The 9,196-nt window shown below is 58.9% G+C and carries 8 protein-coding genes; 7 read left to right on the forward strand and 1 reads right to left on the reverse strand.

The annotated features are described in order from the left end of the window. Nucleotides 1-131 precede the first annotated feature (131 nt). The 7 genes from AA105894_RS01610 (at nt 132) to AA105894_RS01640 (ending at nt 8,077) form a co-directional block, all read left to right on the forward strand. The gene (locus AA105894_RS01610; RefSeq protein ID WP_267310185.1) at nt 132-1,094 is read left to right on the forward strand and encodes a LysR family transcriptional regulator; all 963 of its coding nucleotides are present in this window, start codon (nt 132-134) and stop codon (nt 1,092-1,094) included. Nucleotides 1,095-1,154: 60 nt separating this feature from the next. Beyond that, complete coding sequence (locus AA105894_RS01615; protein WP_267310186.1) at nt 1,155-2,108, forward strand: LysR family transcriptional regulator; 954 nt, start codon at nt 1,155-1,157, stop codon at nt 2,106-2,108. Between the two features lie 69 nt (nt 2,109-2,177). Beyond that, nucleotides 2,178-3,164: a D-erythronate dehydrogenase gene (denD, locus tag AA105894_RS01620; protein ID WP_267310187.1), complete on the forward strand. Its 987-nt coding sequence runs from the start codon at nt 2,178-2,180 to the stop codon at nt 3,162-3,164. Nucleotides 3,165-3,241: 77 nt separating this feature from the next. Then, the gene (locus AA105894_RS01625) at nt 3,242-4,576 is read left to right on the forward strand and encodes an MFS transporter (protein WP_267310188.1); all 1,335 of its coding nucleotides are present in this window, start codon (nt 3,242-3,244) and stop codon (nt 4,574-4,576) included. A 38-nt stretch (nt 4,577-4,614) separates the two neighbouring features. After that, a complete protein-coding gene (locus AA105894_RS01630) occupies nt 4,615-5,541 on the forward strand; it encodes a sugar phosphate isomerase/epimerase family protein (RefSeq protein ID WP_267310189.1) in 927 nt (308 codons plus the stop codon). 73 nt (nt 5,542-5,614) lie between these two features. Beyond that, entirely contained in the window at nt 5,615-6,916 is a 1,302-nt protein-coding gene (locus AA105894_RS01635; RefSeq protein ID WP_267310190.1) for an MFS transporter, read from the forward strand. Nucleotides 6,917-6,919: 3 nt separating this feature from the next. After that, complete coding sequence (locus tag AA105894_RS01640) at nt 6,920-8,077, forward strand: alpha-hydroxy acid oxidase (RefSeq protein ID WP_267310191.1); 1,158 nt, start codon at nt 6,920-6,922, stop codon at nt 8,075-8,077. Nucleotides 8,078-8,349: 272 nt separating this feature from the next. Here the strand turns inward: AA105894_RS01640 and AA105894_RS01645 are convergent, their stop codons facing one another. Then, nucleotides 8,350-8,787, reverse strand: coding sequence for an EamA family transporter (locus tag AA105894_RS01645; protein WP_332337789.1), 438 nt, complete (start codon nt 8,785-8,787; stop codon nt 8,350-8,352). Nucleotides 8,788-9,196 lie beyond the last annotated feature (409 nt).

Raw genomic sequence — 9,196 nt, forward strand, 5'->3', positions numbered from 1 at the left:
AATCATTTTGATGGACGCTGAAAACGGAGTGTTCCAGCGATGATCTGGGCGGAAGAAATAGTCACCCGTTAAGAGGCGCGTCCAATAGTCGTATCCACGCGATACATAACCGTTTGACTATGAAATCTCTCATGCCGCATCCGCATCTCGGCCCGTTCTGGTTCATTGCCTCGCGCCTCAAGCTGCGTCATCTGCAGCTTCTCTCGGCCTTTTCGCGTCACGCGACCCTCCAGGCTGCGGCGGAAAGTCTCGGCATGGCGCAGCCTGCCGCTTCCAAACTGATCGGGGATCTCGAGGATTTGATGAAGATCCGCCTCTTCCGTCTGGAAGGGCGACGCATGATCCCGACCTTTGCGGGCGAGGTGCTGACACGTCACGCCGTCTCCATGCTTGAAGAACTCGAGCGAACACGCGTCGAGCTCAACGCCTTGGTGGACGGGCGCATCGGTCATGTATCGATCGGCGCAATTGATGGCCCGGTCATCCAGTCTCTGGTCGATATGTTGCGCATCGCGCAGCAGGATTATCCCGAAATCGAGCTCGAAATTCGCAGTGGCCCGAGCGACGCGCTTTTCCAGATGCTGACAGACGGACAGATCGACATCATGCTCGGCCGGAGACCGGTCATCCCCTCGCCCTATCCGGTGCAGTATGAAGAAATCGCCGCCGAAAGGCTGGTGATTGCCTCACGCCCCGATCACCCCCTGCGCGGCAATGGCCCCGTCTCGCTGCAGGCGCTGGCGGAGTGGCCATGGATCCTGCAACGCAAGGGCAGCCGCTCGCGCCAGCGTTTCGAAGAGCTTCTTCTGGAAGAGGATCTTCCGCTGCCTACCCGTGTCGTGTCGTCCGATTCATGGATGATGACCCTCGCCTATATCACCCGGACCGACGCCCTCACGATCCTCTCCGCCCCGGCGGCAAAACTGCAATCGGATATCGGCCAGATTGCCAGCCTGCCAATCGATTTCGCGTTCGACGTGGCCCCCTGGGGGCTGATGACCTCGAAAGAACGCCCCTCAACACCCGCTGCACTCACGATCCTTTCGCTGCTGAAACAGGCCATGCACGAGCAGGATGCGCCAGCGCCCCGCTAGGCGCGCCCTCTCTGTTTCTGCCTGCGCACGTGTGACGATTTGCTTTCCGGAACCCGCTCCATGACGGCCCATTCACTGATCAACCGCCTCAAGCTCAGGCATCTGCGCCTGATACTCGAACTCGAAGCCACCAATAACCTGCATCGCGCCGCCGAGAGGATGAATCTCTCTCAGCCTTCCGTTTCAAAGCTGCTTCAGGAGGTCGAGCACGCGCTTAATGCCCGTCTTTTCGAACGGTCGTCGCAAGGCGTCTTTCCCACCCCCAGCGGCGTTCTTGCGGCGCGTCATGCACGATTGATGCTCAACGATATCGACCGTCTGCAGCTCGACATGAACGCCATGCAGGAAGGCACCTATGGAACCGTGCGTGTCGGATCGATCGTCGCGGCCCTGCCGGAACTTGTCTCGCCCGTCTTTGCCGATATTGCTCATTCCCAGCCAGGCATAAGCCTGTCTCTTTCGGTCGATACCAGCGATGCCCTGCTTCTCGGCATGGAAAGCGGAAGGCTCGACTTCGTGATCGGGCGTCCCCTCGGGCTGCATGGCCCAACCTCACTCGATTGCCGCGACCTCGCCAGTGAACCCCTCTGCGTGGTGACAAGCCGCACAAATCCGATGGCCGATTCTGGCACCCTCACCCTGGAAGATGTGGCGCAGGAACGCTGGATCCTACAGACCGCCCCCAGCCCCATGAGGCGGGCCATAGAAGCCGCCTTCACGACGGCGCTCCTTCCCCTGCCCGCACATCCCATAGAAGCATCATCGATGTTCGCGACAATCGACCTTCTGCTGCATTCCAATCTTCTGGCGGTCATTCCATGCAGCGTGAGCCGACATTACGAAAAAGCCGGTATGATCCGCCGCCTCTCGGTACCAATGCCCGATTTTCTCGGCGCCTATTCTCTCATCAGCCTGCCTGACCGACCTCTGACACCCGCAGCCTTGCTGGTTTTCAGCGCCATTGAGGCTCTGGCGATCAGAAATGCTGATCACCCGCTTCCATCTTGCTTCTAGCGCCTGATTAACTTTCGGATAGGTTCCGTTCATCTGAATTCGGGTCTCCCGACAGGAAAGGTGACACAGATGCATATCCTCGTCATTGGCGCCGCAGGCATGATCGGGCGCAAATTTACCGAGAGCCTGATCAACGCCCCCCTTGATGGGGCTGTCGCACTCAGCCGGCTCACACTGGCCGATGTCATCGCGCCGACGTCACCTGCCGGGTTTACCGGCTCGTGCGAGACCATGACATGCGATCTTACCCAGCATGGCGCCGCAGAGCGCCTTCTGAGTGGTCGCCCGGATATCATCTATCACCTCGCCGCCATTGTGTCGGGCGAGGCTGAGGCCGATTTCGACAAGGGCTACAGCGTCAATCTGGATGGCACTCGCACGCTCTTCGAGGCAATCCGCCACATCAACAGCCGCGAGGGCTGGAAACCGCGCGTCGTTTTCGCGTCATCCAACGCCGTATTCGGTGGCGACTTCCCCGATATCATCCCGGATGACTATATCCTGACGCCTCAGACCAGCTATGGCACGCAAAAAGCCATCTGCGAGCTTCTTCTCGCCGATTATCGTCGGCGCGGTTTCCTCGACGGTATCGGCTTGCGCCTTCCCACCATCTGCGTGCGCCCGGGCAAGCCCAACCGCGCGGCGTCGGGGTTCTTCTCCGGCATCATCCGCGAGCCGCTGGTCGGGCAGGAAGCCATTCTTCCCGTACCCGATACGACGCGCCACTGGATGACGAGCCCGCGCTCGGCCGTGCAGTTCCTGCGTCATGCCGCAACGCTCGATCTCTCCCTGCTCGGCGAACGCCCCAATCTCTCGATGCCTGCGCTTTCCGTCACCGTTGGTGACCAGATTGCCGCGCTGCGCCGCATTGCCGGTGACAAGGCAGTCGCGCTCATCAAACGGGCGCCAGACGAGGCGGTGGCGCGCATCGTGGCAGGCTGGGCACGGGGCTTTGACCCGCAGCGCGCCCTCGCGTTCGGCTTCACGACCGAACAAAGCTTCGACGAGATCGTCGAGGCGCATATCGAAGATGAGCTCGGTGGTCACATTGCCTGAGATCACCCTCTCTCCATCAGCCTGACCACATCCACGCCCTGCGCGAAAAGCCGAGGCGTGATGAGGAGCCGAGCCTCATGATTTCTGCCATTCCCGCGACAGCGCCCCCCGCAAGCCCTGAAACCCTGAGAGCGCGGGCCACCGGCAAGGCATTTGCCAAGCTGCTGCCTTTTCTCATCCTGATGTATATCGTCGCCTTTCTCGACAGGTCGAATATCGGCTCTGCCAAGCAGGCGCTGCACACCGATGTTGGTGTGTCAGATGCGATGTTTGCCTTCGGTGCCGGTGTTTTCTTCATCGGCTATGCGCTATTCGAAATCCCGAGCAACCTCATTCTCTACCGGGTGGGCGCCAGACGCTGGATGGCGCGCATCATGGTGACATGGGGCGTCGTCTCCGCAGGCATGATGTTCACCCAGGGCAATGTTTCCTTCGTTGTCCTGCGCACCTTTCTGGGCATTGCCGAGGCCGGTTTCTTTCCCGGCATCATGCTCTACCTCACCTTCTGGTTTCCCGAGAGAGAGCGCACCAAGGTGCTGGGCGTGTTCTATTTCGGCTATCCGCTGGCCATGACCTTCGGCAATCCGCTTTCGGGAGCGCTCTTCAATCTGGACGGGCTGCTCGGCCTCGCCGGATGGCAATGGATGTTCCTGCTTGAGGGCGGGCTCGCCGTCGCAATGGGTATCGCCACATGGTTCGTCCTGCCTGACAAACCACAGGATGTCGCCTGGCTGACAGACGAGGAAAAAGCAACGCTCAATGATATCCTCCGCAGAGAGGCTGCTGCCAAGGAGGGGGCAGATCATCACGGCGTCAAGCTCGGTGCACTCCTGCATTCGAGCAAATTGCTCCAGTTCCTTGCACTCTACATGGTCATGCAGGTCGCGAGTTACGGCGTCGTGTTCTATTTGCCCGAGCAGGTCTCTTCGATCCTGCATGAAAAGATCGGCTTTCGCGTCGGTCTGGTCAGCGGCATCCCCTGGGCTTTCGCTATTCTTTCGACCTTCGTCATCACCCGTCTGGTGCAAAAGCACGACGCGCCAAGACTGGGTCTGCTCGTCTGCCTGAGCATGGCCGCAATCGGCCTGTTCGTCTCCGGGACAGAGTCCGGCATCGTTGCGATCATCGGGCTGTGCATCGCCGCCGCCGGCGTCGTGACGGTTCAGGCGGTTTTCTGGAATTTCCCCCTCGCCTATTTCACCGGGGCACAAGCCGCAGGCGCAATCGCGCTAATCAACGCACTCGGCAATCTCGGTGGTTTCGCCGCGCCCAATATCCGCAGCTTTGCCTCTCATCTCTGGGAGAGCCCTGCGGCCGGGCTCTATGCCGTCGCCCTCTCGGGTCTGGTCGGGCTGATTATCGCGGCTTTTCTGCCGCGCACCAATCATGAAAGCCATCACCCCGCCCATTGAGCGACTGATCGTTTTTCCTGCAACAAAGGAGATTCACCATGCCTAGCCCTCTCAACCGCACCAACTGGCCCATCGCTGCAGCGATGATTCAATATGCCAATATCCTGCCAGACGGATCGAGCGTGCAGGACCAGAAGCCCGAGGAATGGGCCGCCACCCTCGCCGAGGTGACAGATGCCGGCTTTACAGAAATCGACCCCACAGATTCATGGATCAGGCTCGCCGATCTGCCTCTGGCGCGTCAGCAGGTTTTTGCAGATCTGGTGAAAGAAGCCGGGCTGACCATGCCGGGGCTATCGACGGCACGACGCTCCGTGATCGACCCTGAAGCGGCAGATGAAAACCTCGCCTACAGCCATCGCGTGATCGACACAGCCGCTCGACTGGGCATCAAGGAGGTCTCGTTCGGTCTTTTCTATCCTCTGACCCCGCCCCAGAAAGCCGCACTCTGGTTCTGGACGGCACAGGGCACCGTCAATCCGGATGACAAGGAGACATGGAAAAAAGCCGTCGAGCGCATACGCGAACTGGCACGACACGCTCGGGAAGTCGGTATCGGTCTGTCCCTGGAAATGTACGAGGATACCTATCTCGGCACTGCCGATAGCGCGGTGCGCTTCATCGAGGATGTCGATTGTTCCAATGTCGGCATCAATGCCGATCTGGGCAATCTGGTGCGTCTGCATCGCCCGGTCGAGCACTGGGCGTCGATGATGCAGAAAGTCGCGCCTTTTGCACGGTACTGGCACGTCAAGAACTACTTCCGTACCGAAGACGCGACAACAGGCATGGTAGTGACGGCTCCCGCGCCCCTCGAATTCGGCGTGATCAGCTACCGGGCAGCCATCAAGATGGCTCTGGCACACGGCTTCAAGAGTGCCTTCCTGGTTGAGCATTACGGCGGCGACGGCCTGAGCGTGGCCGCGACCAACCGCGACTATCTGCGTCGCGTCCTGCCCAGATAAGCTTCGTTGCCCTGCATCGGCCCGGTGTCGATGCAGGGAACCACCCGGCATCCCCTCAAACCGGAGAGAGATCATGCCCCGACTGCGCTGGCTGATGATCATCCTCTGTTTCGCCGCAACCACTATCAACTACATAGACCGCGCGACCATTGCCATTGCGGCTCCCTTCATGGCGAGGGAACTCCATATCGACCCGGCCACTTTGGGCGTTATTCTGGGCGCGTTCTTCTGGAGCTACGCGTTCATGCAATTGCCTTTTGGCATGATCGTCGATCGTTTCGGTGTGCGTTCGGCCTATACGCTGGCGGTCATGTGGTGGTCGATCTGTACCGCTCTGACAGCGATCGTACGCGGGCCACTCAGCATTCTCGGTCTGCGCCTGGCTCTCGGCATAGGCGAAGCAGGCAGCTATCCATCGAATGCAAAGGTCGCATCGCTCTGGTTTCCCAAAAGCGAGCGCGGTCTGGCCGCTGGTATTTTTGACAGCGGTTCACGCGCCGGGGCGGCAGTTTCCCTTCCCCTTGTGGCCCTGTTGATCAGCTGGCTCGGGTGGCGGCTGGCATTTGTCGCCGCAGGCGGGCTGGGCCTGATCTGGGTGGTCATCTGGCTTGCGCTCTATCATGATCCCGACCGGCATCCAGCGATCTCGCCGCATCAGCTGGCCGCGCTGAAAGAGGCTCAACCCGCCAGCAGCAAGGCGGCACCCGGTGCCTGGAAGCAATTGCTGAAACACCGCTCGGTGTGGGGCATGATGCTCGGATTTTTCTGCGCGAATGTTGTCTTCTATTTCTTCGCGACGTGGTTTCCGAGCTATCTCGTCTCAGCTCACGGGTTCTCTCTGAAGGAACTTGGCCTGATCGGCATGATACCCGGTGTGACAGCCATCCCTGCCGCGTGGCTGGGCGGCTGGACCTCTGACACATTGCACAGGCGCGGCTGGAGTCTGACCGTAGCGCGCAAAAGCTGTCTGGTTGGCGGGCTGCTATTGTCCTCCGTGATCGCTCTTTCGGCCTTTGCCACACAGACCTGGCTCTGCATCGCTCTGCTTTCGATCTCGTTTGGCGGCATCGCCTTTACCGGTGCGAATATCTGGTCGTTGCCAGCCGACATCGCCCCAAGTGCCGATCTTGTCGCGACGCTGGGCGGGCTACAGAACAGCGCCGCCAATATTGCGGGTATCGTCATCGCCAGTTTCACGGGTCTCATGGTGAGCCTGAAGCATGGCTCTTTCATGATCCCGCTCTGCGCGACCGGTGCCTTCGGCCTGCTGGGGGCGCTCTCCTATCTTTTTATCGTAGGGCCCATTGCACCGCTCCCTCTGGAAGAAACCAAAAAGAAACGGCCTCTGGCGGCGAGCCAGACAGTAAGGATTTGACGCATGCCCGGGATTTCATCCGCAAGCCTGAAGCAGATACTCAATCTGAACGATTTCGAAGCTCAGGCCCGCAAGCATCTTCCCAAAGCGATTTTTGGCTATGTGCAGGGAGGTGCCGATGATGGCACGACAATCAGCCATAACCGGGACGTGCTGAACCACATCCGTTTGATCCCGCGCATCCTGCGTGATGTCTCGGCCTGCTCGCAGGAGGTCACCTTATTCGGGCAGCGTTTCGCGAGCCCTTTCATGATAGCCCCCATGGGTGCTTCGGCAGTCGTTGCCCATGACGCCGATAACGCCATGGCCAAAGCCGCCAGAGCGGCCCGGATACCCTATATCCTGAGTGCGAATGCCATCACGCCAATAGAAGAAATAGGACAGAGCTATCCGGGTTGCTGGTTTGCCGGGTATCAGAAACCCGATGAAAGCAATATCGAGCGCATGGTCAAGCGCGTGGCCGATTCGGGATTTACCGCCTATTTCCTGACTGCTGACGTCGCTGTCGGCTCCAACAGGGAAAACAACAAGAGAAACGGTTATACCATGCCGTTCCGCCCGACAGCGCGCCTGGCTTTTGATATGGCCCGGCATCCCTCCTGGCTCTATCGAACCGGGCTGAGAACTGTCTGTCAGAGAGGCGTACCTCGGATCAGCAATATTGATCCTGTCGAACGGCCTTCCATTTTTTCACGCGAGATCGATGCCGTCACCGGCTATGCAAGCTTCAGCTGGAAGCACGCAGAGATGATCCGCCGTTACTGGAAGGGCGCATTGATCATCAAGGGTGTGCTGTCTCCAGAAGATGCGAAGCTGGCGCGCGAGTTGGGGGCTGACGGGATTGTTGTCTCCAATCATGGCGGGAGGCAACTCGATTGTGCCGTTTCACCAATGGAAGTCCTGAGTGCCATCAAAGCCGAGAGCGGGTCGATGACCGTACTCGTCGATAGCGGTTTCCGCCGTGGAACAGATATCGTGAAAGGTCTGGCTTCAGGGGCCGACGCTGTTCTGATCGGTCGCCCTTTTCTATACGCAGCGGCTCTGGGTGGCGAAAAAGCAATCACCCGCGCCATTGGCCTGCTGCAGCGCGAGATCCATATCGATCAGTGTCTCTTGGGGGTGGAGAACTGCGAAGCTCTCAAAGAGATTGCTCAAGCCTGACACCGACCCAAGCGGAAGGCCCCCTCCTATCAGCTCTCGATGAAGATAGTGCGGGGCTGAAAGATCGACGAACTGCACCTGGCCGTTTGCAAAAGGAGGGTGGCGTCTGAAACGAGAGGCTGAGGCTTATTTCAACTTGCGATAGTCGGAGCCAACCGGACCTCGCCCCTGGGTCAAATCCGGGCCTGAGTGCCACGAGCTACCCGATGCCAACAGGCCTTAAGAAACCTTACTGACAGACGAATTTCTAACACCCGCGAGTGCGCGCAAATCTAGGCCATAGCCACCAGAAGCGCGCCTATGGTGATACAAGCAACACCAAGCCATCCCTTTACCGGCAGGTATTCTCCGAGCATCAAGACGCCAAAGATGGCAACGATCACAACACTCAACTTGTCGACCGGCGCTACGCGCGCAGCATCACCCAGCTTCAGTGCCCGGAAATAACAAAGCCACGATGCCCCGGTCGCCAAACCGGAAAGGCAGAGAAACAGCGCTGTTCGAAAGCCTACCGGGCCGACAGCACGAAACTTTCCCGATATCACCAGATACGTAGCAAGAATCACAACGATGACCAGTGTGCGTATGAAGGTCGCCGCATCGGAATCGATTTGGCTCACACCCAGCTTTGCAAGAATAGCCGTCAGAGCAGCAAAACCCGCCGATAAAACTGCCCAGAAAAGCCAGGATGCCGTGAACAGATGACTCATGTGGTTTCGCTTCCACTCAGCCGATATGAACCACCGCCTTCACTTTCACCGGCAAGACAGGCAGGCACACTATACGCTAAGGCTTGGACTCTTCACTCAGCCAAGAACAAACAGTTCGTGCCGCCTGAGCGCGTAACCTTCCAAAGGTACTAAGGGGCTATTTCATAACAAGCTCAAGAGACACTCATACGAATCAAAAACTACATATTCTCTTCGTAGAGATTACCCTACCTGCCCTTCCTCCTCGGTACGAAAGTAGAATACGGAAGTGTTCCTTGTATTGAAGCGCGCAATTCCAGCGAACCGGTCGAGGTTCAGGAGAAATCACACCTCTTCACCTCGTGCACCGTCACCGCGCCGCCTCTATCGTTCTGCTCAAGCCCAGCTGCGAGCTGGACCTGTGCGCCTT

It is taken from the genome of Asaia spathodeae NBRC 105894 (assembly GCF_025994195.1).
Taxonomy (GTDB): Bacteria; Pseudomonadota; Alphaproteobacteria; order Acetobacterales; family Acetobacteraceae; genus Asaia; species Asaia siamensis.

Coding starts and splice junctions, on each gene's coding strand:
- AA105894_RS01610 (WP_267310185.1), top strand. CDS start 132: ATGCCGCATCCGCATCTCGGCCCGTTCTGGTTCATTGCCTCGCGCCTC.
- AA105894_RS01615 (WP_267310186.1), top strand. CDS start 1,155: ATGACGGCCCATTCACTGATCAACCGCCTCAAGCTCAGGCATCTGCGC.
- denD (WP_267310187.1), top strand. CDS start 2,178: ATGCATATCCTCGTCATTGGCGCCGCAGGCATGATCGGGCGCAAATTT.
- AA105894_RS01625 (WP_267310188.1), top strand. CDS start 3,242: ATGATTTCTGCCATTCCCGCGACAGCGCCCCCCGCAAGCCCTGAAACC.
- AA105894_RS01630 (WP_267310189.1), top strand. CDS start 4,615: ATGCCTAGCCCTCTCAACCGCACCAACTGGCCCATCGCTGCAGCGATG.
- AA105894_RS01635 (WP_267310190.1), top strand. CDS start 5,615: ATGCCCCGACTGCGCTGGCTGATGATCATCCTCTGTTTCGCCGCAACC.
- AA105894_RS01640 (WP_267310191.1), top strand. CDS start 6,920: ATGCCCGGGATTTCATCCGCAAGCCTGAAGCAGATACTCAATCTGAAC.
- AA105894_RS01645 (WP_332337789.1), bottom strand. CDS start 8,787: ATGAGTCATCTGTTCACGGCATCCTGGCTTTTCTGGGCAGTTTTATCG.